19 protein-coding genes and 4 tRNA genes are annotated in these 23,251 nt (G+C 60.5%); 18 read left to right on the top strand and 5 right to left on the bottom strand.

Annotated elements, in window-relative coordinates:
- The first annotated feature begins 90 nt into the window (after window positions 1-90).
- Window positions 91-321 carry a hypothetical protein gene (locus GXB78_RS06820; protein ID WP_329514843.1) on the top strand — a complete coding sequence of 77 codons (231 nt, stop codon included), beginning with the start codon at window positions 91-93 and terminating at the stop codon, window positions 319-321.
- Here the strand turns inward: GXB78_RS06820 and GXB78_RS06815 are convergent.
- Together GXB78_RS06815 and GXB78_RS06810 are read right to left on the bottom strand one after the other, a co-directional pair.
- A complete protein-coding gene (locus tag GXB78_RS06815) occupies window positions 318-518 on the bottom strand; it encodes a hypothetical protein (RefSeq protein WP_329514842.1) in 201 nt (66 codons plus the stop codon). The two genes, GXB78_RS06820 and GXB78_RS06815, sit on opposite strands and share 4 nt — an antisense overlap.
- A 253-nt stretch (window positions 519-771) precedes the next feature.
- Complete coding sequence (locus tag GXB78_RS06810; RefSeq protein ID WP_329514841.1) at window positions 772-1,968, bottom strand: amino acid aminotransferase; 1,197 nt, start codon at window positions 1,966-1,968, stop codon at window positions 772-774.
- A gap of 337 nt (window positions 1,969-2,305) precedes the next feature.
- Here GXB78_RS06810 and uvrB point away from each other — a divergent pair, with 337 nt between their 5' ends.
- The 14 genes from uvrB (at window position 2,306) to GXB78_RS28095 (ending at window position 14,068) form a co-directional block, all read left to right on the top strand.
- Window positions 2,306-4,321: an excinuclease ABC subunit UvrB gene (gene uvrB / locus GXB78_RS06805; protein WP_329514840.1), complete on the top strand. Its 2,016-nt coding sequence runs from the start codon at window positions 2,306-2,308 to the stop codon at window positions 4,319-4,321.
- Between the two features lie 214 nt (window positions 4,322-4,535).
- The gene (gltX, locus tag GXB78_RS06800; protein ID WP_329514839.1) at window positions 4,536-6,017 is read left to right on the top strand and encodes a glutamate--tRNA ligase; all 1,482 of its coding nucleotides are present in this window, start codon (window positions 4,536-4,538) and stop codon (window positions 6,015-6,017) included.
- Window positions 6,018-6,206: 189 nt separating this feature from the next.
- Window positions 6,207-6,282, top strand: a tRNA-Ala gene (locus tag GXB78_RS06795).
- A gap of 79 nt (window positions 6,283-6,361) precedes the next feature.
- Window positions 6,362-6,437, top strand: a tRNA-Glu gene (locus GXB78_RS06790).
- A 53-nt stretch (window positions 6,438-6,490) separates the two neighbouring features.
- Window positions 6,491-6,566 (top strand) — tRNA-Ala (locus GXB78_RS06785).
- Between the two features lie 79 nt (window positions 6,567-6,645).
- A tRNA-Glu gene (locus tag GXB78_RS06780) sits at window positions 6,646-6,721 on the top strand.
- 182 nt (window positions 6,722-6,903) lie between these two features.
- Window positions 6,904-7,443 carry a TetR/AcrR family transcriptional regulator gene (locus tag GXB78_RS06775; protein WP_016773921.1) on the top strand — a complete coding sequence of 180 codons (540 nt, stop codon included), beginning with the start codon at window positions 6,904-6,906 and terminating at the stop codon, window positions 7,441-7,443.
- Between the two features lie 30 nt (window positions 7,444-7,473).
- Entirely contained in the window at window positions 7,474-8,307 is an 834-nt protein-coding gene (locus tag GXB78_RS06770; protein WP_329514838.1) for an alpha/beta fold hydrolase, read from the top strand.
- Window positions 8,308-8,353: 46 nt separating this feature from the next.
- A complete protein-coding gene (locus GXB78_RS06765; protein ID WP_016773923.1) occupies window positions 8,354-8,797 on the top strand; it encodes an acyl-CoA thioesterase in 444 nt (147 codons plus the stop codon).
- A 174-nt stretch (window positions 8,798-8,971) separates the two neighbouring features.
- The gene (locus GXB78_RS06760) at window positions 8,972-9,931 is read left to right on the top strand and encodes a tRNA dihydrouridine synthase (protein WP_016773924.1); all 960 of its coding nucleotides are present in this window, start codon (window positions 8,972-8,974) and stop codon (window positions 9,929-9,931) included.
- Between the two features lie 119 nt (window positions 9,932-10,050).
- A complete protein-coding gene (locus GXB78_RS06755; RefSeq protein WP_329514837.1) occupies window positions 10,051-10,497 on the top strand; it encodes an Hsp20 family protein in 447 nt (148 codons plus the stop codon).
- Window positions 10,498-10,685: 188 nt separating this feature from the next.
- On the top strand, window positions 10,686-11,381 hold the full coding sequence (locus tag GXB78_RS06750; RefSeq protein WP_329514836.1) for a DUF1266 domain-containing protein: 696 nt from the start codon (window positions 10,686-10,688) through the stop codon (window positions 11,379-11,381).
- Complete coding sequence (locus GXB78_RS28100) at window positions 11,378-12,664, top strand: J domain-containing protein (protein ID WP_408005113.1); 1,287 nt, start codon at window positions 11,378-11,380, stop codon at window positions 12,662-12,664. The genes GXB78_RS06750 and GXB78_RS28100 overlap by 4 nt, the downstream gene beginning before the upstream one ends.
- A gap of 48 nt (window positions 12,665-12,712) precedes the next feature.
- On the top strand, window positions 12,713-14,068 hold the full coding sequence (locus GXB78_RS28095) for a DUF805 domain-containing protein (RefSeq protein WP_408005112.1): 1,356 nt from the start codon (window positions 12,713-12,715) through the stop codon (window positions 14,066-14,068).
- Here GXB78_RS28095 and GXB78_RS06740 read toward each other — a convergent pair.
- The 3 genes from GXB78_RS06740 to GXB78_RS06730 form a co-directional block, all read right to left on the bottom strand.
- Entirely contained in the window at window positions 14,065-15,756 is a 1,692-nt protein-coding gene (locus GXB78_RS06740; protein ID WP_329514835.1) for a molecular chaperone HscC, read from the bottom strand. The genes GXB78_RS28095 and GXB78_RS06740 overlap by 4 nt on opposite strands.
- Before the next feature lie 94 nt (window positions 15,757-15,850).
- Window positions 15,851-19,129: a PAS domain S-box protein gene (locus GXB78_RS06735; protein ID WP_329514834.1), complete on the bottom strand. Its 3,279-nt coding sequence runs from the start codon at window positions 19,127-19,129 to the stop codon at window positions 15,851-15,853.
- A gap of 63 nt (window positions 19,130-19,192) precedes the next feature.
- Complete coding sequence (locus GXB78_RS06730) at window positions 19,193-20,083, bottom strand: LysR family transcriptional regulator (protein ID WP_042609424.1); 891 nt, start codon at window positions 20,081-20,083, stop codon at window positions 19,193-19,195.
- A 139-nt stretch (window positions 20,084-20,222) separates the two neighbouring features.
- Between GXB78_RS06730 and leuC the strand changes: the two genes are divergently transcribed.
- The 3 genes from leuC to GXB78_RS06715 all read left to right on the top strand — a co-directional run bounded on the left by leuC (window position 20,223) and on the right by GXB78_RS06715 (window position 23,199).
- Window positions 20,223-21,653, top strand: a complete 1,431-nt coding sequence (leuC, locus tag GXB78_RS06725) for a 3-isopropylmalate dehydratase large subunit (protein WP_329514833.1) — start codon at window positions 20,223-20,225, stop codon at window positions 21,651-21,653.
- Window positions 21,654-21,655: 2 nt separating this feature from the next.
- On the top strand, window positions 21,656-22,300 hold the full coding sequence (gene leuD, locus GXB78_RS06720; protein WP_329514832.1) for a 3-isopropylmalate dehydratase small subunit: 645 nt from the start codon (window positions 21,656-21,658) through the stop codon (window positions 22,298-22,300).
- A 131-nt stretch (window positions 22,301-22,431) separates the two neighbouring features.
- On the top strand, window positions 22,432-23,199 hold the full coding sequence (locus tag GXB78_RS06715; protein ID WP_329514831.1) for a class I SAM-dependent methyltransferase: 768 nt from the start codon (window positions 22,432-22,434) through the stop codon (window positions 23,197-23,199).
- The last annotated feature ends 52 nt before the right edge of the window (window positions 23,200-23,251 follow it).

The raw sequence follows: 23,251 nt of genomic DNA, 5'->3' as shown, positions 1-23,251 counted from the left end.
GCAGCCCGGAAGTGGTCACACGCGCTACCGGCCATTCGCCGCAAAGGTACGCGCCATGATTCAAATCACTCGCAACACCGAGATGCTCGCATGAGCACTGCACAGATCAGCCTGCCCAGAGGCATCGGCCCGCACGCCGAGAAACTTTTCGATGCCATCACCGGCGCCAGCACCGCCGAAGAATTGAATCGCGCCGGCGGCAAGGCCGAGGGTTTCGTCCTCGGTCTCGAAAGCAGCAAGGCCATCAAGAGCCAGATCGCCGAATCGCTGTATGTGATTTACGACGATGCCGCCACCCAGCGTTCGGCCGAACTGGCTTAACTGCCGAAGGTGAGCGTGCCGAGCATCAGCCTGGCATAGGCCGCCGTCGCTGCCAGTTGCACGAGCCACAGGGCCAGGCCACCGAGGAATACCCCGGTGGCGACTTGCAGCACCAGGCTTTTTTCACGTTTGGCCGGAGCGCGCGGGATAAAATCATCCAGATCGTCACGGTCGGCGCGCAGGTTGTCGTTTTTCATTTGGGTTCTCTTCGAAAATCTCGGGTGTACACACAACCGGTAGGAGCTGCGGAACGCTGCGATCTTTTGATCTTGATCTTGATCTTGATCTTAAAAAACAAGATCAAAAGATCGCAGCCTCGTTTCACTCGTCAGCTCCTACGAGCTCCTACGGTTCTGAATTGTGTGCAGTCTAGAGGTGTGGACATCATCCAGAGACAAGTAAAAACGGGAAGCCGTTCCAGGCTTCCCGTTTTTCATCACGCCGCGAAAATCAGATGACCTGAACGATCGCGTCCGTCACAGCCTTGATGTTGCTCTGGTTCAGCGCAGCCACGCAGATGCGCCCGGTGTCCAGGGCGTAGATGCCGAACTCGTTGCGCAGGCGATGCACCTGTTCGGTGGTCAGGCCGGAGTAGGAGAACATGCCGCGCTGACGGCCGACGAAGCTGAAGTCGCGGCCTGGGGCTTTTTCCGCCAGCAGGGCAACCATCTGCTCGCGCATGCCGCGAATGCGCAGACGCATCTCGGCCAGCTCGGCTTCCCACTGCGCGCGCAGTTCCGGGCTGTTGAGCACGGCAGCAACAATGCTGGCGCCGTGGGTCGGCGGGTTGGAGTAGTTGGTGCGGATCACGCGTTTGACCTGCGACAGCACGCGCGCGCTTTCTTCTTTCGATTCGCTGATGATCGACAGTGCGCCAACGCGCTCGCCGTACAGCGAGAACGACTTGGAGAACGAGCTCGAGACGAAAAAGGTCAGGCCGGATTCGGCGAACAGGCGCACGGCCGCGGCGTCTGCATCGATACCGTCGCCGAAGCCCTGGTAGGCCATGTCGAGGAACGGCACGTGTCCCTTGGCCTTGACCACTTCCAGCACGTTGTTCCAGTCCGCCGGGGTCAGATCGACGCCGGTCGGGTTGTGGCAGCAAGCGTGCAGGACAACGATCGAGCCGTTCGGCAGGGCGTTGAGGTCGTCGAGCATGCCGGCACGGTTCACGTCGTGGGTGGCAGCGTCGTAGTAACGGTAGTTCTGCACCGGGAAACCCGCGGTTTCGAACAGTGCGCGGTGGTTTTCCCAGCTCGGGTCGCTGATCGCCACGACGGCGTTCGGCAGCAGTTGCTTGAGGAAGTCGGCACCGATTTTCAGTGCGCCAGTGCCGCCGACGGCCTGAGTGGTGATGACGCGACCGGCGCTGATCAGCGGCGAGTCGTTGCCGAACAGCAGTTTCTGCACGGCCTGGTCGTAGGCAGCGATGCCATCGATCGGCAGGTAACCGCGCGAAGCGTGTTGCGCGACGCGAATCGTCTCGGCTTCGATCACCGCGCGCAGCAGTGGAATTCGCCCCTCTTCGTTGCAGTACACGCCCACGCCCAGGTTGACCTTGGTGGTCCGGGTATCGGCGTTGAATGCTTCGTTGAGGCCCAGGATTGGATCGCGGGGTGCCATTTCGACAGCGGAGAACAGGCTCATTATTACGGCGGCTCTGAATGGAGAGTGGAGGGACGTGTAGCGCTCCAGCCGAATGCACTAGAGCGGTGCACAAACGGGGAGCTAGTATAGAGGCCATCACCGCGCAATGGCGACAGGCGAATCCGCTTTTGCGGTAAGTTTTTCCGATTATTTCTTGACCGTTAGTCGATTGACTTTGTCAGAGACTTTACCGGATGTAGGACGTTTGCCTTGAAAGGTCAGGCAATCGCCACCACATTAAGCACAATCCAGTTTTTTTCTTTCGCGACATCGGTCGTTTGCGGTCGTCCTCGCGGTGCTTCGTCTGATGCGGAACGCCGCGATTCCAGAGGTGTGTATGTCGGAATTCCAGCTAGTCACCCGCTTCGAGCCTGCCGGCGATCAGCCGGAAGCCATTCGCCAGTTGGTTGAGGGCATTGACGCCGGGCTGGCGCACCAGACACTGCTCGGTGTGACCGGTTCGGGCAAGACCTTCAGCATCGCCAACGTCATCTCGCAGGTACAGCGTCCGACGCTGGTGCTGGCGCCGAACAAGACCCTGGCCGCGCAGTTGTACGGGGAGTTCAAGGCGTTCTTCCCGAACAACGCGGTGGAATACTTCGTTTCCTACTACGACTACTACCAGCCCGAAGCGTATGTGCCGTCGTCCGACACCTTCATCGAGAAGGACGCGTCGATCAACGACCACATCGAGCAGATGCGGCTGTCCGCGACCAAAGCATTATTGGAGCGCAAGGACGCGATCATCGTCACCACGGTGTCGTGCATCTATGGTCTGGGCAGTCCGGAAACCTATCTGAAGATGGTCTTGCACGTTGATCGCGGCGACAAGCTTGATCAGCGCGCGCTGCTGCGGCGCCTGGCTGACCTGCAATACACCCGTAACGACATGGATTTTGCCCGGGCGACGTTCCGCGTGCGTGGTGACGTGATCGATATCTTCCCGGCGGAATCCGATCTGGAAGCGATCCGCATCGAGCTGTTCGATGACGAGGTCGAGAGCATTTCTGCCTTCGATCCGCTGACCGGCGAAGTCATCCGCAAGATGCCGCGCTTCACCTTTTACCCAAAAAGCCACTACGTGACGCCGCGGGAAACCCTGCTCGACGCCATCGAGCACATCAAGGTTGAATTGCAGGAGCGCCTCGAATACCTGCGCAGCAATAACAAACTGGTCGAGGCCCAGCGTCTGGAGCAGCGCACTCGTTTCGATCTGGAGATGATCCTCGAACTGGGTTACTGCAACGGCATCGAAAACTACTCGCGCTACCTGTCCGGACGTCCGGCCGGCGCGGCGCCACCAACCCTTTACGACTACCTGCCCGCCGACGCGCTGTTGGTGATCGACGAGTCCCACGTGAGCGTGCCGCAGGTCGGTGCGATGTATAAGGGCGACCGTTCGCGCAAGGAAACCCTGGTCGAGTACGGCTTCCGCCTGCCCTCGGCGCTGGACAACCGGCCGATGCGTTTCGACGAGTGGGAAGGGGTCAGCCCGCAAACCATTTTCGTCTCCGCAACCCCCGGCAACTACGAAGCCGAGCACGCCGGGCGCGTGGTTGAGCAAGTGGTACGGCCGACCGGCCTGGTCGACCCGCAGGTTGAAGTGCGGCCGGCGCTGACCCAGGTCGACGACTTGCTCTCGGAAATCACCAAGCGTGTGGCGATCGAAGAACGGGTGCTGGTCACCACGCTGACCAAGCGCATGGCCGAAGACCTCACCGATTACCTCGCCGACCACGGCGTACGTGTGCGTTACCTGCACTCGGACATCGACACCGTCGAGCGCGTCGAGATCATCCGCGACTTGCGCCTTGGCGTGTTTGATGTGCTGGTCGGCATCAACCTGCTGCGTGAAGGCCTCGACATGCCGGAAGTGTCGCTGGTGGCGATTCTCGACGCGGACAAGGAAGGTTTCCTGCGTTCCGAGCGCTCGCTGATCCAGACCATTGGCCGTGCCGCACGTAACCTCAACGGCCGGGCGATTCTCTACGCTGATCGCATGACCGGTTCGATGGAGCGAGCGATTGGCGAGACCGAGCGCCGTCGCGAGAAGCAGATCGCGTTCAACCTTGAAAACGGCATCACCCCGAAAGGCGTGATCAAGGATGTTGCCGACATTATGGAAGGCGCCACCGTGCCCGGTTCGCGCAGCAAGAAGCGCAAAGGCATGGCCAAGGCCGCCGAAGAGAACGCCAAGTACGAAGCCGAGCTGCGCTCGCCCAGCGAAATCACCAAACGCATCCGCGCGCTGGAAGAGAAGATGTATCAGCTGGCGCGGGATCTGGAGTTCGAAGCGGCGGCGCAGATGCGCGACGAGATTGCCAAACTGCGCGAGCGATTGCTGACCGTTTGATTTTCATCGCCTGACCGGCCTCTTCGCGAGCACGCTCGCTCCCACAGAGGAATTGCCTATCCCTGTGGGAGCGAGCCTGCTCGCGAATGGCCTTCACACAGTCGGACGGCCTAGCGCATCCGGCTTAAATACCCTGCCCGCTGGAGCGGGGCGGGTGTCGCCTGTTACCATTCGCCGCTTGATTGTTCTGCTCTTCATTTTTTCGAGACATGCCATGACCACCGTCCGCACTCGCATCGCGCCATCGCCTACCGGGGACCCCCACGTAGGTACCGCTTACATCGCATTGTTCAACTACTGCTTTGCCAAGCAGCACGGCGGTGAATTCATCCTGCGCATCGAAGACACCGATCAGTTGCGCTCGACCCGCGAGTCCGAACAGCAGATCTTCGACGCCCTGCGCTGGCTCGGCATCGACTGGAGCGAGGGCCCGGACGTCGGCGGCCCGCACGGCCCGTACCGGCAGAGCGAGCGCGGCGACATCTATCAGAAGTACTGCCAGCAACTGGTTGACATGGGGCATGCGTTCCCGTGCTTCTGCACCGCTGAAGAGCTGGACCAGATGCGCGCCGAGCAAATGGCCCGCGGCGAAACCCCACGCTACGACGGCCGCGCACTGCTGCTGTCGAAAGAAGAAGTCGCCACGCGCCTGGCCGCTGGCGAACCGCACGTGATCCGCATGAAAGTGCCGAGCGAAGGCGTCTGCGTGGTGCCGGACATGCTGCGTGGCGATGTCGAGATCCCGTGGGATCGTATGGACATGCAGGTGCTGATGAAGACCGACGGCCTGCCGACGTACTTCCTCGCCAACGTCGTCGATGACCATCTGATGGGCATCACCCACGTCCTGCGTGGCGAAGAATGGCTGCCATCGGCGCCAAAACTGATCCTGCTTTATGAATACTTCGGCTGGGAACAACCAGAGCTGTGCTACATGCCGCTGCTGCGTAACCCGGACAAGAGCAAGCTGTCCAAGCGCAAGAACCCGACCTCGGTGACGTTCTACGAGCGCATGGGCTTCATGCCCGAAGCCATGCTCAACTACCTCGGCCGCATGGGCTGGTCGATGCCGGACGAGCGCGAGAAGTTCTCCCTGCAGGAAATGGTCGACAACTTCGATCTCAAGCGCGTTTCTCTCGGTGGGCCGATCTTCGATATCGAGAAGCTGTCGTGGCTCAACGGCCAGTGGCTGCGCGACTTGCCGGTGGAAGAGTTTGCTGCACGGGTGCAGAAGTGGGCGTTCAATTCCGAGTACATGATGAAGATCGCGCCGCACGTTCAGGGCCGCGTCGAAACCTTCAGCCAGGTCGCACCGCTGGCGGGGTTTTTCTTCGCTGGCGGCGTGAATCCGGATGCCAGACTGTTCGAGTCGAAAAAGCTTTCCGCCGACCAGGTTCGCCAGTTGATGCAACTGATCCTGTGGAAACTGGAAAGCCTGCGTCAGTGGGAGAAGGACAGCATCACCGCGACGATTCAGGCGGTGGTCGAATCCCTCGAGCTGAAACTGCGCGACGCGATGCCGCTGATGTTTGCCGCGATCACCGGCCAGGCCAGTTCGGTGTCGGTGCTCGATGCGATGGAAATCCTCGGTCCGGACCTGACCCGTTTCCGTCTGCGCCAGGCGATTGACCTGCTGGGCGGCGTGTCGAAGAAAGAAAACAAAGAGTGGGAAAAGCTCCTGGGCGCCATCGCTTGATTGCTTTTGCTTCTCTGTAGGAGCTGCCGCAGGCTGCGATCTTTTGATCCTGCCTTCGGCGTTTCTCCCGAATTTACGGGGGAGGGCGGTAAGTGATTGTTATCCCGACAAAAAATTTTGAAATTTTTCAAAAATAAGTTTGACAGGCTTTCGATACGCCCTTAAGATTCGCCCCGTCCTCAGCGATGAGGGGCTATAGCTCAGCTGGGAGAGCGCTTGCATGGCATGCAAGAGGTCGACGGTTCGATCCCGTCTAGCTCCACCAATTTACACTTCGAGGTCTGGCCACACCGGCCTTGAAGCGATCAGCACTCAGCGTTGATCAGTTGTATAGAAGGGTTTGCGTCCCCTTCGTCTAGTGGCCTAGGACACCGCCCTTTCACGGCGGTAACAGGGGTTCGAGTCCCCTAGGGGACGCCAGTTTTACAGAAGTGATGTTGCAAGAGATCACTCCGCCGCGAGGCGAAAAATCCGGGGCTATAGCTCAGCTGGGAGAGCGCCTGCATGGCATGCAGGAGGTCAGCGGTTCGATCCCGCTTAGCTCCACCAATTTACAGTTCAAGGTCTGGCCACACCGGCCTTGAATCGATCAGCTCTCAGCGCTGATCAGTTGTATAGAAGGGTTTGTGTCCCCTTCGTCTAGTGGCCTAGGACACCGCCCTTTCACGGCGGTAACAGGGGTTCGAGTCCCCTAGGGGACGCCACGATTACCCGCTTTGCGGGATTTTATAAGGGTCATTCAATTATTGAATGGCCCTTTTGTTTGTCTGGCGTTTGGCCAACCTTCCTTTTTCCTTACACTGTGCTTCAGACCAGCGGTCATATTCATGACTTGCGGAATATTATTATGCGAATAATATTCTAGTCGTAATATTCGGAGGCAACGATGAACGATAAAAAAGCTCAAACCCGCGAACGCATCCTCAAGGCTGCCAGCGCCGCACTGATCCAGCGTGGCCCGGCAGACCCGAGCGTGGGCGAAGTGATGGGCGCGGCCGGCCTGACCGTCGGTGGCTTCTACGCGCACTTCGAAAGCAAGGACGCAATGATGCTCGAAGCGTTCAAGCAGCTGCTGGGCCGCCGCCGAGACCTGATCGCCGACATGGATGCCGATCTGACCGGCGAAGAGCGCCGCGCCCTGGTGGCTGCGTTCTACCTGTCGCGCAAGCACCGCGATTCCAGCGAAGCGGCGTGTCCGATCCCCGCCTCGATTGGTGAGCTGGGACGGTTGCCGGAGTCGTTCCGCATTGCGCTGAACGAGCATCTGGAGCTGATGGTGGCGCAACTGGCGGCCAGCCCTGAAGACACCGACAAGGCTCTGGCTGATGTCGCGCTGATGGTAGGTGGTCTGGCCCTCGCCAGGGCGCTGGGTCCGGGAGAGTTATCCGATCGATTGCTGCGCGCTGCCAAGTCGGCGGTGCGTTGACCTGAAGGCAACAAGCCTGAGGAGAGAGCGATGAACGCGTTGAAGTGGGTTCGTGGCGTTAACGGTACCTTGGGCTGGTTTGCACCGAAACTGGTGGCGAGCAAAATGCGCCTGGCGTTCATGACGCCCCGCGCGCTTCCGCTGCGGAACTGGGAGCTGCCGCTGCTGGCGAGTTCCGAACGCATCACCTTGCGCTTCGGCCTGTCGGCGCTGCGTTGGGGGCAAGGCCCTACGGTGTTGCTGATGCACGGTTGGGAAGGGCGGCCCACCCAATTCGCTTCGTTGATCAATGCGCTGGTCGATGCCGGTTATACCGTCGTCGCACTCGACGGCCCGGCCCACGGTCGTTCGCCCGGGCGCGAAGCCAATGTGGTGCTGTTCGCCCGCGCCATGCTTGAAGCGGCTGCCGAATTGCCGCCGCTGCAAGCGGTGATCGGCCACTCCATGGGTGGCGCCAGCGCGATGCTCGCCGTGCAATTGGGGCTGCGCACCGAAACCCTGGTCAGCATCGCCGCACCGTCACGAATCCTCGGCGTATTGCGCGGTTTCGCTCGTTACGTGGGTCTGCCAGCGCGAGCGCGTTCGGCGTTCATTCGTCAGGTCGAGCAGGACGTCGGCATGCGCGCCGCGACGCTTGACGTTGCCCACTATCAACTGGATATGCCCGGCCTGATCGTCCACGCCGAGGACGACAATTTCGTCTCGGTCAAGGAAGCACAACTGATTCACGAGGCCTGGTTCGACAGCCGCCTGCTGCGTCTGGAAAGCGGAGGCCATCAACGGGTACTGGCCGACCCTCGCGTGATTGATGGTGTGTTATCACTGCTTGCCGGTCGCAGCCTTCAGGCGCGCCAATCGGCCTGAGCTTCGTTACACTGCCCCGGTTGAAAACTTTGACCGGGAGTGGGGCATGGGCTGGGATCGGGCAACGCCGTTTACCATTGATCTGCAAGTAGGCGCCGAAGACATCGACGGGCTCGGGCACGCCAACAACGCCGTGTACGTGACCTGGCTCGAACGCTGCGCCTGGCGCCACTCGCAGCGCCTCGGCCTGGACCTGGTCGAGTACCGGCGGCTGGATCGGGCGATGGCTGTCGTGCGCCACGAAATCGATTATCTGGCCGCGGCCTATGAAGGCGATGAGCTGCAACTGGCGACGTGGATCGTCGACTGGGATCAGCGCCTGAAAATGACCCGGCATTTCCAGCTCAAACGCCCCAGCGACAACGCCACCCTGTTGCGCGCGCAGACTACATTTGTCTGCATCGAACTGTCGACCGGCAAACCCAAGCGCATGCCGGCGGAGTTTATCGAAGGCTATGGCCCGGCGATCCAGATTGCAGAGGCGATGTAAATCTCACCCTGTGGGAGCGAGCCTGCTCGCGAAAGCGGCGGGTCAATTACGCATGTATCAACTGACAGACCGCCTTCGCGAGCAGGCTCGCTCCCACAGAGAAATGTGTTGTTCTGCGGTTTTGCGCGTAATCCAGTAAACTGCCGCACGTTTTTCTTCAAGTAGTGTTTCCCCATGCAAATTGCTCTGGCGCCCATGGAGGGGTTGGTCGACGACATCCTGCGCGACGTGCTGACCCGGGTTGGCGGCATCGATTGGTGCGTGACCGAATTCATTCGGGTCAACGATCAGTTGCTCACCCCGGCGTACTTCCACAAGTTCGGCCCCGAGCTGCTCAACGGCGCTCGCACGGCATCCGGCGTGCCGCTGCGTGTGCAGTTGCTCGGTTCTGACCCGGTGTGTCTGGCGGAAAACGCCGCGCTGGCCTGCGAACTCGGTTCTGAAGTGATCGACCTCAACTTCGGCTGCCCGGCCAAGACCGTCAACAAATCCCGCGGCGGCGCCGTGCTGCTCAAGGAGCCGGAGCTGCTCAACCAGATTGTCGAGCACGTCCGTCGCGCCGTGCCGGCGCACATCCCGGTAACGGCAAAAATGCGCCTGGGTTTCGACAGCCCTGACGGTTCGCTGGTTTGCGCCACGGCGCTGGCCGAAGGCGGAGCGGAGCACATCGTCGTACACGCGCGGACGAAAATGGACGGCTACAAACCGCCGGCGCACTGGGAGTGGATCCCGCGCGTACAAGACGTGGTCAAAGTGCCGGTGTTCGCCAACGGTGATATCTGGAGCGTCGAAGACTGGCGCCGTTGCCGCGAGATCAGTGGCGTCGAAGACATCATGCTCGGTCGGGGTCTGGTCTCCCGCCCGGATCTGGCCCGGCAGATCGCTGCGGCTCGCGCCGGCGAAGAAGTCGTCGAGATGACCTGGGCCGAGCTGATGCCGCTGATTCAGGACTTCTGGCTGCAGGCCAAAGCGCAGATGACCGCGCGCCAATCGCCCGGTCGCCTCAAGCAATGGCTGGCCATGCTGACCCGCAACTACCCGGAAGCTGCCGAACTTTTCACCGTTCTGCGCCGCGAAACCGAGCCTGATCAGGTGTCGCGTTTGCTCGGATTACCGCTCGTCGAAGCCGCATAAAAAATCTGAAAATAATCTCTTGAAATCAAAACAGCGGTCCCTATCTAAGGGTTACGCGATGCCGAATTCGGGTCGCGGAGACACAAAACCTTGCTGATTGTTTTCAGGAGATTTGAATCATGAGTACTGCATTTTCTCTCGCACCACTGTTCCGTTCCTCGGTAGGTTTCGATCGTTTCAACGACCTGTTCGAAACCGCCCTGCGCAACGAGCCAGGCAGCAGCTACCCACCTTACAACGTCGAAAAACACGGTGATGACCAATACCGTATCGTCGTTGCGGCCGCCGGTTTCCAGGAAGAAGACCTGGACCTGCAAGTCGAGAAGGGTGTGCTGACCATCAGTGGCGGCAAGCGCGACACCGACGAGAACGTCACGTTCTTGCACCAGGGCATCGCTCAGCGAGCCTTCAAGCTGTCGTTCCGTCTGGCCGATCACATCGAGATCAAGGACGCTGCCCTGCGCAACGGCCTGCTGAGCATCGACCTGCTCCGTGTGATCCCGGAAGAAGCGAAAGCCAAGCGCATCCCGATCAATGGAGCGCAGCAGCCGGCGTTGCAGCATTGATTCATGTGCTGACACACAATCGTCCGAAACGGCGATAAGCCGCTGAACGAAAGGCCCCGATACGTCGGGGCCTTTTTTGTGCGTGCAGTAAAAGCGCTGCAGGGTTTGCTGCTGTTGTCGGGGCTCTTTACAATCTGCGCAGTTTTGCCGACCCCCATTTCCCAGCGGTCGGCCTGGAGCCTTTTTTCATGGACGAGATTCAACAGCGCTGGCTGTGCGCGTTGTCCGCACCAATGGCCGCGCTCAACACCGGCGCCGGGTATGACGACCCGGCGTTCTGCAATGATCGTTACATCAACCTCAAGGAAAGTTGGGGTTTCGATGATCGGCGACAGTTGTTCGACATGCTCGAATGGATGACCGACGACGGCCATGCCAAGCACCTCAGCGGGGCCTATCTGGCGTGGCAGCGATGCCTGCCGAGTGAATGGCAGTCTTTGCTCAATGATCTGAGCCCGCGTGAGCGGGTCCTCCATGAATTTGCCAGCCGTACCTTCGGCAGCTGTGGTCCCGGCGGCATCCTGTCCTGGGATTACGGCCGGATGGGCTTTCTGTTGCGCTGCGCCGTACGTAATCAATGGATCGATCTGGTCGAGAGCAACTGGTTGCACAGTCGTCTGGCGTTGCGGGCGCAGTTTCATTACGGCAGCTGGATGGCTTACTTCAACGGCTTTCTGGTGGGGCGAACCTTTTGGTGCTGCATGAGCAAAAGCGACGATGAACTGGCGGTCGAGATGAGTCGCGAGGGCACCAGCGCTTTCAACACCAGGATTGCCCGCGGCCTTGCGCACAACATTCCACATTTTCTCGCCGATCTGCCTTGGCACATGGATATTGATCCGCCGTCTCGTCCGGCATCGCTTGGGGAGTTCGACTGGTCATGAGTTGCTGGATTCGACTGGGCATAGAGCCGACTAACGACGAAACCCTGATTCGCAACGCCTATCGCGCCCGTTTGCCGGCACATCATCCGGAAACCGACCCGGAAGGTTTTCAAGCGTTACGCATGGCCTACGAGAGCGCCCTGCGTCTGGCCCGTGAAGAGGAGGCAGAGGCTGAAGACGAGATCGAGGCTGCACAAGCCGATGTCGTTCGGGCGCCTCAAGCTTTCCTGGATTTTTGTACGCTGCTGGACGATCCCGCGCGACGCTTCAATTACACGGCATGGCAGGCATTTGTCCGGACGCTGGATGACTTGTCACTGGAGGTTTTCGATGACCTCAACTGGGGCTTGTACCACCGACTGTCCGGCGCCGGTCCGTTGTCCTACCGTTGTGCGAATCTGTTGGCGCAACGCATGGCTTGGGACCAGCAATTGCTCGATCTGGCATTCGACGATGCGCAAGCGGTAGAAGGCTTTTTGCAGCGCATCAAAACGCCCGACCCGTTCGACACGGATCTGATGAGCGCTTGGTCAGAGCCGGCACAGACCGAGTCGCTGTGGTATGCCCGTAGCCTCGATTTCATATTTACTCAGCGTCCTCTTCACGAGTTCGCCGATTTCGCCAGTCGGCACACCTGCTTGCCGTTGCCCAACGATGCCGCGTACCTCAAGCGTCTGCTGGTGCAATTCACCCAAGCGGGGATGGGCGCGCCGACGTTCCTGCAAAGCTGTGCCGAACAGCACGATGCCGCGCCGGATAACGTCGACTGGCTGTACCTGCTGGCGTGTCAGTACAGTCTGTTGGGGCACGACGATCAAGCGTTTCCATGCTGGATTCGGCTCTGGAGCGAACATCGCCATCCTGCGGCAGAGAGTCGCTTGCTGGAGCTGTGTGCCAAGCGTCAGCCGACCTTTGTGCCGTTGCTGATTCAGGCGTTCGATCGTCTGGAGGACTGCGCCGTTTGGCCGGACGATCTGGGTGCTGAGTGCCAAGTGTATGGCAGTCCGTCACAACGGCCCGAGACGTTGACCCGTTGGTTGGGTGTCGGACGGCTCAAACTTGATGCGCTGGCGCAGAGCTTTGTTGATTGGCGCATGGCGGGCGACGAGCTGCCATTGCTCGCGCAGTTGATCGGCGAAAACCAAGACAGCCGTTTGCTGCGTCTGTACCGGCACGCCTGGGCGCTGCATCGCGGTGATTCGGCCTTGTTGCAGCAGATCGTCGACGAACCGCTCCCGGTCGACGCGCTGGAATGCCTGGTTTTGACCGGCCTCAAGTATTAGGCCAGGCAACATCTGCACTGGCTGGCCAAGGCGCCTGTTGCGCAGGCCATGAGCGCTTTCACTGACTCGCAAACACTTTCACCGCAATTGCCGCCCGCGTTATCCGAAGGCGCGCTGCACAAGGTTTGTCGTCTTTGGTTGCAGCGCTTGCGGCCCTACAGCGACACGGCGCTTGCGCGCATTGCCGACGCGTTCGAACTGAGTGCGGTCAAAGACGGCAATGACCTCTCGGAGCTTGATCTCATGCGCCAGTTGAGTCGGCACGCGACAGGTTTGCCGCCGATCGGGTTGGGTGCGGCCCTCTGGGATTGGCACGCTCAAACCGTGTTTTTGCTGGCATTGCTGGAACAGCCCGAGCGCTGGTTGCAATTGATTGATGCGCAGTGTCTGGAGCGTTTGCCGTTCAATCCTGCGCATCCTTTGAGTCGCCTGCAGCCGCTATTGCGGCGCTTGCTGCGTGAGCAGGGCAATGGCGCCGGTTTGCTGGGGTGGTTGCAGGGTGACGATCCTGTGCACGGTTTGCTGGTGCAACAATTGTTCAGCGTGGAGCAGGCTCTCGACAGCGCCAGGCTGCCCGCCAATACCCTGCTTTACACCTGCGTCGAAAGTGACCGTGCCGCGTGCGGTGACGACCTGCTGGGCTTGTTGATGTTCTGGGGCGTGCTCTACCACGATCCAAGCCTGAGCGCCGAGCAGCACCGGGCGTTGTTGCAGTCGATTGCAGCGGTCAGTTGCGAGGATGACTGGTTCGAAGGTTTTCGCGACGGTCTGATCAAGGGCGAACCCGTCTGGCCACCGCGCAAGGTGTTGACGGATTTCGGTGTCGACAAACTGTTGGCGTATGAAGCGCTGGATGCGCTCAAGAGCTTGATTCGCTACGGCGCTGCCGGTGTGCCGAAAACGCGAGTATTGCGGCAACTGCAGCAGGGTAAGGATGACGTGCAGAACAGCGTCGGTTTGCGCTTGGCACTGTGCGCGTTGCTGTCGTGGTCGGAGCGGTTGCTGTTAGCCAGCAGTGATGTCCAGCCAGTACCAGCGAAAGCGTTCTGGCGCCTCGGATCACGGCTGGGGCGCAAGGCATTTATCGCTCAGGTCCTGGGGTGCGTGGTGGTCACACCGATAGCCGGCCTGATAACGGGCACGACGATTGGCGGGATGGTCATCTTTTTGCTTGGCGTGCTGCTGTTGTTCGCGGCAGTTCTACGGCGGTTGCACGATATGGGCCGGGGCATTCCGACACTGCTGATATTTCTGGGATTGTCGCCGTTTCTGCCATTTCTGCCGCTGGTGCTCTTCGGTTTTCCAGGAGACAAACTGCCCAATCGCTACGGCGTGCCGCCGGACGGTGGGGCAGATATGTTGTCCGGCGGGTTGCAGGCCGCTCTGCGGCGACTGAACGGCTAAAGACGCATCTGATCCAGCGCATCATTCAGCGCTGAGCGGTGGCTGGCTATTTCGCTGGGTTGCTGGCCGGCAAGCACGGTGTTGAAGGTATCCATCCACTCGGCAATGCGCGCACGCTCGTCGCCCAGGCTTTGCATCCATGCTCGCTCCAGCCGTGCGAGCAGGGTGCGGTTGGGCAGGGCATCGCGAGGGTGGACTTTGAGCGTCGCGAGCCGGGCATGGCTGTCTCTGCGCGCCTGTTCATCCAGTCCGGTCGGGCTGCGGTCGATGCTGTGGCCGTAACGTTCGCCGGTTTCCAGAAGCGTGACGTCCACTTCCAGCAGGCCGTTGATGTCATAGCTGAAACGCACATCGAGGCTCTGCAGTTGCTCACTAGGCGTGAACTGGATGTCAAAGGAGTCGATGAAAATATTGTCGCGTACCCACGGGCGTTCCCCTTGATACACCGCGATACGGACTTCAGTCTGTTGCGCAAACGTCGTCGAGTAACGCTGCACCCGTGACGTTGGAATCACCGTATTGCGCTCGATGATTGGCGAGAACGCGCCACTGACGCCTTCGCCACGATTGGTCGAAATCCCCAGCGTATACGGACAGACATCCGTCAGAATCAATTCCTCCACCGCACCGTCCCGCGCCTTGCATGCCGCCTGCGTCGCTGCGCCCAGCGCCACAATGGTGTCCGGATCAAGATGCCGATAAGGCAGGCGCCCAAACAACGTGGCGACCATTTGCTGTACCGCCGGCATGCGCGTGGCGCCTCCGACCAGCACCAGGCTGTCAAGGTCGCGCGGTTTCAGGCGGGCATCGCGCAGTGCCTGTTCGATTGGCGCGCGCAAGCGGGCCAGCAACGGCTCCCAGATTTTCACCGCAGCGGCTTCATCCAGTTCCCATTCGAATGTCTGTTCGGCATGGCGCCAGCTCAACTGCTGCGCGCCTTCGCCGAGTTTGCATTTGAGCTGTTCGAGCGCATCACCGAGGCTGGCCATGGCTTGCGCGTCGATTGTCGAGGGCGTCACTTGCCAGTGTTTCAGGCAGGCCTGCAACAGGGCGGCGGTGAAGTCTTCGCCGCCGAGAAAGTTGTCGCCGGTGGAGGCATGCACTTCAATCAGCGGCAGTGCGTATTCGAGCACGGTGACATCGAACGTGCCGCCACCGAGATCGAAAATCAGCGTGCGTTCGAACTTCTGTTCGTGCAGGCCGTACGCCATGGCGGCAGCAGTCGGTTCATTGATCAGGCGCGTCACGGACAGCCCGGCCAGTTCGGCGGCGAACAAGGTGCGCTTGCGCTGCTCGTCACTGAAATATGCCGGTACGGAAATGACCGCTTCTGTGACCGCTTGGCCGAGAAAGGCTTCCGCGTCTTGCTTGAGTGAGCCAAGTACCAGCGCCGACAACTCTTCCGGGCTGAACTGGCGAGAGCCGAGCTGGATTTGCCTGTCGCTGCCCATGAAGCGCTTGAACGCGGCGGCAGTGCGTTCCGGGTGCGTGGTCAGGCGGGCGCGGGCGGCTTTGCCGACCAGAATCGTGTCGTCTTCATCAAGGCTGACCACCGATGGAGTCAGCACATCGCCGAGGGCGTTGCGGATCAGTTCGGCGCGGCCTTCACGCCAGACGGCGATCAGGCTGTTGGTGGTGCCAAGGTCGATGCCCAGCAGGGCCGGGCGGGGAAGGGATGCATCCTGCATGGTTGATCTCGAAGCGGCGCAAAAAACGCGACCCTACAGGCTGACGCAAACCGTGGCAATTGTTGCTCTGTTGCCAGGCTGTGCGACCGCCGATTCAGGGCAGCAGCTTTTTCAGATCTTCCAGCCCCACCGGTCGGCTGTGCAAATAGCCTTGATACAAATGGCAGTCCAGCCCCTGCAGGAACGCCAACTGTTCCGGGGTCTCCACGCCCTCGGCAATGACCTCCAGCTCAAGGCTGCGGGCCATCGCGACGATGGCGCGAATGATCTCCGCGACATTGGAGTCGGTGGTCGCGTCGCGGATGAACGACTGGTCGATTTTCAACGTGTCCACCGGCAGCCGTTTCAGATAGGTCAGCGATGAATAACCGGTGCCGAAATCGTCCATGGCGAAACTCACGCCGAGCTTTTTCAGGCGGCGCATCTTGCTGATGGTGTCTTCCAGATTCTGGATGACGATGCCTTCGGTGATTTCCAGTTTCAGCAGCGAGCAGGGCAGGCCGTGGCTGGTCATGCTGTGTTCGATGCGTTCGACGAAATCGTTCTGGCGGAACTGCCGCGGGCTGATGTTCACGCACAGGCTGAAGTTGAGCGGGTCGACGAGTTTCAGTGCGATCAGTTTTTTGAAGGCGTTGCAGGCTTCATCGAGGATCCACGTGCCGACTTCGAGAATCAGGCCGCTGTCTTCCAGCACCTTGATGAACTCGGTGGGCGATTGCGCGCCGAGTTCGGGATGGTTCCAGCGCACCAGCGCTTCGGCGCCGATGATGCGGTTGTCGCGGGCATCGACCTGCGGCTGAAAATGCACATTGAACTCGCCGCGCGACAGCGCCAGACGCAGGTCGGTCTCCATCCGCAGGCGCTCGCTGGCCGCTTTCTGCATGGTGTTGTGATACATCTGCGTGGTGTTGCGCCCGGAGTCCTTGGCCCGGTACAGGGCGATGTCGGCGCGTTTGAGCAGATCGGTCGGGGTCGAGCCGTGATCGGGAATCAATGCCACGCCGATGCTCGGCGTCACTTGCAGGCGCTGGCCATCGAGGAACATCGGCTCCGAGAGCAGTTCGCGAATGGTGTCGGCCAGTGCACGCACTTGCTCGCTGACTTCACTGCGTGAACCTTCGAGGCCACTGAGCAACACCACGAACTCATCGCCCCCGAGGCGCGCCACGGTGTCTTCCATGCGCACGCTGGCTTCGAGCCGTGCGGTGATGATTTTCAGCACGGTGTCGCCGACCGGGTGGCCGAGGGAATCGTTGATGTGCTTGAAGTGATCGAGGTCGAGAAACAGCAACGCGCCGCGCAGATTGTGGCGCTTGAGCAGGGCGATCTGCTGACTCAGGCGATCCATCAGCAGCGCGCGGTTGGGCAGGTTGGTCAGCGGGTCGTGATAGGCCAGGTGACGGATCTGCGCCTCGGCGTTCTTCAACAGGCTGACGTCGCGCGCGGTGAGTAGCAGGCAGGCGGTTTCATTGAGGGTGATCGGCTCGACCGAGACTTCCACCGTAAGCAATTCACCGCGCTTGTTGCGCCCGAGCATTTCCTGATGATGCACGCGGCCCTTGATCTGCAGTTCGGCGAGTAGCGTCGAGCGCTGTTTTTCTTCGGCCCAGATCCCCACTTGATAAACGGTTTTGCCCACCACTTCGTCGGCGCGGTAGCCGGTGAGGCGACAGAAGCCGTCGTTGACCTCCAGATATCGCCCGGTGTCGCGCTCGGTTATGGTGATGGCGTCGGGGCTGGAGTGGAACGCCTTGGCGAATTTTTCTTCGCTGGCCTTCAGTGCCGCTTCCGAGCGCTGTTGCTGGGTGATGTCACGCAAGGTGGTGACGATGCAGGGCTGATCGCCGACGCTGATCTGCCGACTGGAAATCACGCAGGTCAGCGACTGTCCGTCCTTGTGCTGAACCAGAATCGCGACGTTGCTCAGGCCTTGTTCGCGAATCACCCGTTCGATGCGTTGCAGGCTCTTTGCCGAGGCGTCCCACAGGCCGATTTCTTCGGCGGTGTGGCCAATCACATCGGCGGCGCTCCAGCCAAAAGTCTGGCTGAAGCTTGAATTGATCTCAATGAATTCCCCGGTTTCCTGGCGCGTGACGCAGATCGGATCAGGGCTGACCTGAAACAGTGTGGCGAATTTCTCTTCCGAGGCCACCAGACGCTGTTCGCGCTCGACCTGATCGGTGATGTCCAGCAGCGTGCCGGCCATGCGCAGTGGCGCTCCGTTGTCGTCGCGGTAGAGGCGCGCGCGGCTTTCCAGATAACGCGAATTGCCGTCGGGCAATTGCACGCGATAAGTCAGTTGATAATTGCCGGCGGGGCCTTCGCGCAGGCTGCGGTAGGCATCGCGCATGCTGTCGCGCTCCTCGCCCGGCACGCCTTCGAAAAACTCTTCGAATGATTCATGGAATGGAATCGGCTCGAGCCCGTGCAATTGCGCGGCGCGCGCCGAGCCGTAGAGCATGCCGCTGGGGATGTGCCAGTCCCAGGTGCCGAGTTGCGCCGAATCCAGCGCCAGGTCGAGGCGCTCCTGGCTGTCCTTCAAGGCCAGTTCGGCGGCTTTGCGTTCGGTGGTGTCGAGGAATGTGCTGAGCAGATAAGGCTGGCCTTCGAGCTCGACCTTCTGCGCGCTGAGGATGCCGTCGTGGACCTGGCCGTTGCTGGCACGGAACTGCACTTCCATGCTGATCAGCTCGCCCTTGGCCTTGGTTTTCTTCACCAGTTCGGCGCGTTGCTCAGGGTGCACCCACAAGCCCAGTTCCAGAGTGGTGCGGCCGATCGCGCTTTGCACCGGCCAGCCGAACAGACTTTCGAAATACTGATTGGCCTCACTGATCAGACCGTCCTCCTGACGGGTCAGCAGAACCATGTTCGGACACAGGTGAAAAAGTGTAGCGAAACGTTTCTCCGAGCTGCTCAGGGCCTGCTCGCGTTGGCGTTGGTGGGTGATTTCGCGAATCACCCCGATCATTCGGGGCCGGCCGTTCTTGTCCGGCAACAGGCTGCCGCTGATTTCCAGCCAGTGCAGGCTGCCGTCGGGCCAGCGGATGCGGTGATGCATCGCCTGTTCAAGCGGGGCGCCGGCGATCACCGCGTGGAAGGCGCGCACGGTTTTCGCGCGGTCTTCCGGTGGCAACAGATCGAGGTATTCCAAATCGGCGGGTAATGGCTGCCGTGGGTCGAAACCGAACAACGCCTGAGTGCCCCGCGACCAACTGATCTGCCCGCGTTCGATGTCCCAATACCAGGCACCGAGCCGCGCGCCGTTGAGCGCGGCGAGCAATTGCGGCGCGCTTTCCCAGCTCTGCTCGGAATGGCGCGGATCAACAGCCTGGATTCGCGGCATCGGCGGAATTCGGTCAACAGATTTCGGCATTGTCAGCGGGCCTTGGGCTGAGTGGCGTTAGGCACAGGGGCGGCTCTATAGAAGTAGCACAAGTCAGGCCGGAGTCCCTGGCCGATCGATTTGTGCATCCAGCAGGGCCATGAAGGCTCTTGCTGCGTTCGATAGCGTCCGTTCGGTGTGCAAGATATAGCCTAGCTGGCGAGTGAGCTGTATGCCCGGCAATGCGATGCTTGCCACTTGCTCGTCGAGCATGGTGCGCGGCAGCACGCTCCAGGCCAGGCCGATGGAGACCATCATCTTGATGGTTTCCAGGTAGTTGGTGCTCATGGCGATGTTCGGCGTCAGGCCCTGGGCTTCGAACAAGCGCTGGACGATGTGATGGGTAAACGTATTGCCGCCGGGGAAAACCGCCGGATGGCCGGCGATGTCCGCCAGGCTGACGGCGCCGTTATTGATCAGCGAATGCTCCGGGGCGACGACGAAATCCAGCGGGTCGTCCCACACCGGCGTGGCTTTGACCAGAGTGTGCGGCTCCGGCGCGAGGGTGATCACCGCCAGTTCTGCCCGGCCGTGGAGAATTTCCTCGTAGGCCACTTCCGAATCGAGGAACTGAATATCCAGCGCGACCTGTGGGTAGCGGCGGGTGAATTCCCTTAATAGAGGAGGCAAGCGGTGCAGGCCGATGTGGTGACTGGTAGCCAGGGTCAGGCGGCCGCTGACTTCACCGGTCAGGTTGGTCAGGGCGCGGCGGGTATCGTCGAGCACGTTGAGAATCTGATAAGCCCTTGGCAGCAGGGCGCGGCCGGCCTCGGTCAGGCCGACTTCGCGGCCCAGGCGATCGAACAGGCGCACCTTTAATTGCTGCTCAAGCCCGGCGATGCGCTTGCTGATTGCCGGTTGGGTGAGGTGCAGGCGTTCGCCGGCACCGGAGAAGCTGCCGGTCTCGGCGATGGCAATAAAAGCATTGAGGTTAGCCAGATCCATGTCGCATTCCAGTTGGTTATCCAAAGCATAAAAAATATGAATTTGAGTTATTTAATCTAACCCCATAGGATCGGCCTCACAAGCCAAAGGGTTATTGATAAGCCCAGGGCATAGAAACAAGCTGATGAGGAACCGTCTGATGGCCGGCAAAACGCTCTACGACAAGCTCTGGGATTCGCATTTGGTCAAGCAGCGCGACGATGGCTCGGCGCTGATCTATATCGATCGTCACATCATCCACGAAGTGACCTCGCCGCAAGCCTTCGAAGGCCTGCGTCTGGCCGGGCGCAAGCCTTGGCGTATCGATGCCAACATCGCCACCCCGGACCACAACGTACCGACCACCCCGGAACGCAAGGGCGGCATCGAAGCCATTGCCGATCAGGTTTCGCGTTTGCAGGTACAGACCCTCGACGACAACTGCGATGAATACGGCATTGTCGAGTTCAAGATGAACGACGTTCGCCAGGGCATCGTCCACGTCATCAGCCCGGAGCAGGGCGCGACCTTGCCGGGCATGACCGTAGTCTGCGGCGACTCGCACACTTCGACCCATGGCGCATTCGGCGCATTGGCCCACGGCATCGGCACATCCGAGGTCGAGCATGTGCTCGCCACGCAGTGTTTGGTGGCGAAGAAAATGAAAAACATGCTGGTGCGCGTCGAAGGCCAATTGCCGTTCGGCGTGACCGCCAAGGACATCGTCCTCGCGGTAATCGGCAAGATCGGCACCGCCGGCGGTAACGGCCATGCCATTGAATTTGCTGGCAGTGCGATCCGCGATCTGTCCGTCGAAGGCCGCATGACCATCTGCAACATGTCCATCGAAGCCGGCGCCCGCGTGGGTCTGGTGGCGGCGGACCAGAAGACCATCGACTACGTCAAAGGCCGTCCATTCGCGCCGAAGGGCGAGCAGTGGGACATGGCCGTCGAAGCCTGGAAAGACCTGGTCTCCGACGCCGATGCCAGGTTCGACACCGTAGTCGAGCTGGACGCCACGCAGATCAAGCCACAAGTCAGCTGGGGCACTTCGCCCGAGATGGTTTTGGCCGTTGATCAGAATGTGCCGGACCCGGCGAAGGAAATGGATCTGGTCAAGCGCGACTCGATCGTTCGTGCCTTGAAATACATGGGTTTGACCGCCAATCAGGCGATCACCGACATTCAGCTCGATCGCGTGTTTATCGGTTCCTGCACCAACTCGCGCATCGAAGACTTGCGCGCCGCTGCGGTAATCGCCAAGGGCCGCAAGGTTGCCTCGACCATCAAGCAGGCGATCGTCGTGCCGGGCTCTGGTCTGGTCAAGGCGCAGGCCGAAGCCGAAGGTCTCGACAGGATTTTCCTCGAGGCCGGTTTCGAATGGCGCGAGCCGGGTTGCTCGATGTGCCTGGCGATGAACCCGGACCGTTTGGAGTCCGGCGAGCATTGCGCCTCGACGTCCAACCGTAACTTCGAAGGCCGTCAGGGCGCCGGTGGCCGTACCCATCTGGTCAGCCCGGCCATGGCGGCGGCGGCTGCGGTGAACGGCCGTTTCGTCGACGTTCGTGAATTGATCCAAGGAGCACAGTAAAGATGAAGGCATTTACTCAGCACACTGGTCTTGTCGCGCCTCTGGATCGTGCCAACGTCGACACCGACCAGATCATTCCCAAGCAGTTTCTGAAGTCGATCAAGCGCACCGGTTTCGGCCCGAACCTGTTCGACGAGTGGCGTTATCTGGATATCGGCCAGCCGTATCAGGACAACTCCAAGCGCCCGTTGAACAAGGATTTCGTGCTCAACGCCGAGCGTTATCAGGGGGCCAGCGTGTTGCTCGCCCGCGAGAACTTCGGCTGCGGTTCGAGCCGTGAGCACGCGCCGTGGGCGCTGGAAGAGTACGGTTTCCGCAGCATCATCGCGCCGAGCTATGCCGACATCTTTTTCAACAACAGCTTCAAGAACGGTCTGCTGCCGATCATCCTCAGCGATGCAGAAGTTGATGAACTGTTTAAGCAGGTTGAAGCCGAGCCGGGTTATCAATTGCAGATCGACCTGCAAGCGCAGACCGTGACCCGCCCGGATGGCAAGGTCTACAGCTTCGAGATCGACGCATTTCGCAAGCACTGCCTGCTCAATGGCCTGGATGATATCGGCCTGACCTTGCAGGACAACGATGCGATTGCGACGTTCGAGGCAAAACATCGGGTTAGCCAGCCGTGGTTGTTTCGCGACGCCTGATTCGAATTGATGTAGTCAGGGCGGGCCTCTTCGCGAGCAGGCTCGCTCCCACCTTGGAATGCAATCCCCGGTGGGAGCGAGCCTGCTCGCGAAAACGGCAACCCAAACAACATAGATACCAGGATGTGACCATGACCAGCACCACCCAGCACTCCCTGGTCGTCCAGCAGCAATTCGGCGAACAGGCCGCCGCCTACCTGAGCAGCGCCGTCCACGCTCAAGGCACCGAATTCGCTCTGCTACAGGCGGAGCTGGCCGGGCAGGGCGAGGCACGTGTTTTGGACTTGGGTTGTGGCGCCGGTCACGTCAGTTTCCACGTCGCGCCGCTGGTCCGGGAAGTGGTCGCCTACGACCTGTCACAGCAAATGCTCGATGTCGTCGCCAGCGCTGCCGTCGATCGCGGGTTGGGCAACATCGTCACCGTCAACGGCGCCGCTGAACGCCTGCCGTTCGCCGATGGCGAGTTCGATTTTGTGTTCAGTCGTTATTCGGCGCATCACTGGAGCGACCTGGGCCTGGCCTTGCGCGAAGTTCGCCGGGTGCTCAAGCCGGGCGGGGTGGCAGCGTTCGTTGATGTGTTGTCTCCGGGCAGTCCATTGTTCGACACTTACCTGCAAAGCGTTGAAGTGCTTCGCGACACCAGTCATGTGCGCGACTACTCCGCCGCCGAGTGGCTGCGGCAGGTCAGCGAGGCCGGTCTGCATGTGCGCAGTGCCACCCGCCAGCGCCTGCATCTGGAGTATGGCAGTTGGGTCGAGCGCATGCGCACACCTGAAGTGCTGCGCGCGGCGATCCGCCAGTTGCAGCAGTCGATGGGCAACGAAGTGCGTGAGTATTTTGAAATTGATGCCGACGGCTCGTTCAGTACCGATGTAATCGTACTGATGGCTGAGCGATAAGAATTTTTCCCGGCGCGCTGTTCAATGGCGCACCGCTTGAAGACACGAGGAA

Source organism: Pseudomonas moraviensis subsp. stanleyae (assembly GCF_036283065.1).
Classification (GTDB): Bacteria; Pseudomonadota; Gammaproteobacteria; order Pseudomonadales; family Pseudomonadaceae; genus Aquipseudomonas; species Aquipseudomonas stanleyae.
Note: the sequence above shows the minus strand (reverse complement) of the source record. Positions and strands in the feature narration are given on the sequence as shown.

Coding starts and splice junctions, on each gene's coding strand:
- GXB78_RS06820 (WP_329514843.1), top strand. CDS start 91: ATGAGCACTGCACAGATCAGCCTGCCCAGAGGCATCGGCCCGCACGCC.
- GXB78_RS06815 (WP_329514842.1), bottom strand. CDS start 518: ATGAAAAACGACAACCTGCGCGCCGACCGTGACGATCTGGATGATTTT.
- GXB78_RS06810 (WP_329514841.1), bottom strand. CDS start 1,968: ATGAGCCTGTTCTCCGCTGTCGAAATGGCACCCCGCGATCCAATCCTG.
- uvrB (WP_329514840.1), top strand. CDS start 2,306: ATGTCGGAATTCCAGCTAGTCACCCGCTTCGAGCCTGCCGGCGATCAG.
- gltX (WP_329514839.1), top strand. CDS start 4,536: ATGACCACCGTCCGCACTCGCATCGCGCCATCGCCTACCGGGGACCCC.
- GXB78_RS06775 (WP_016773921.1), top strand. CDS start 6,904: ATGAACGATAAAAAAGCTCAAACCCGCGAACGCATCCTCAAGGCTGCC.
- GXB78_RS06770 (WP_329514838.1), top strand. CDS start 7,474: ATGAACGCGTTGAAGTGGGTTCGTGGCGTTAACGGTACCTTGGGCTGG.
- GXB78_RS06765 (WP_016773923.1), top strand. CDS start 8,354: ATGGGCTGGGATCGGGCAACGCCGTTTACCATTGATCTGCAAGTAGGC.
- GXB78_RS06760 (WP_016773924.1), top strand. CDS start 8,972: ATGCAAATTGCTCTGGCGCCCATGGAGGGGTTGGTCGACGACATCCTG.
- GXB78_RS06755 (WP_329514837.1), top strand. CDS start 10,051: ATGAGTACTGCATTTTCTCTCGCACCACTGTTCCGTTCCTCGGTAGGT.
- GXB78_RS06750 (WP_329514836.1), top strand. CDS start 10,686: ATGGACGAGATTCAACAGCGCTGGCTGTGCGCGTTGTCCGCACCAATG.
- GXB78_RS28100 (WP_408005113.1), top strand. CDS start 11,378: ATGAGTTGCTGGATTCGACTGGGCATAGAGCCGACTAACGACGAAACC.
- GXB78_RS28095 (WP_408005112.1), top strand. CDS start 12,713: ATGAGCGCTTTCACTGACTCGCAAACACTTTCACCGCAATTGCCGCCC.
- GXB78_RS06740 (WP_329514835.1), bottom strand. CDS start 15,756: ATGCAGGATGCATCCCTTCCCCGCCCGGCCCTGCTGGGCATCGACCTT.
- GXB78_RS06735 (WP_329514834.1), bottom strand. CDS start 19,129: ATGCCGAAATCTGTTGACCGAATTCCGCCGATGCCGCGAATCCAGGCT.
- GXB78_RS06730 (WP_042609424.1), bottom strand. CDS start 20,083: ATGGATCTGGCTAACCTCAATGCTTTTATTGCCATCGCCGAGACCGGC.
- leuC (WP_329514833.1), top strand. CDS start 20,223: ATGGCCGGCAAAACGCTCTACGACAAGCTCTGGGATTCGCATTTGGTC.
- leuD (WP_329514832.1), top strand. CDS start 21,656: ATGAAGGCATTTACTCAGCACACTGGTCTTGTCGCGCCTCTGGATCGT.
- GXB78_RS06715 (WP_329514831.1), top strand. CDS start 22,432: ATGACCAGCACCACCCAGCACTCCCTGGTCGTCCAGCAGCAATTCGGC.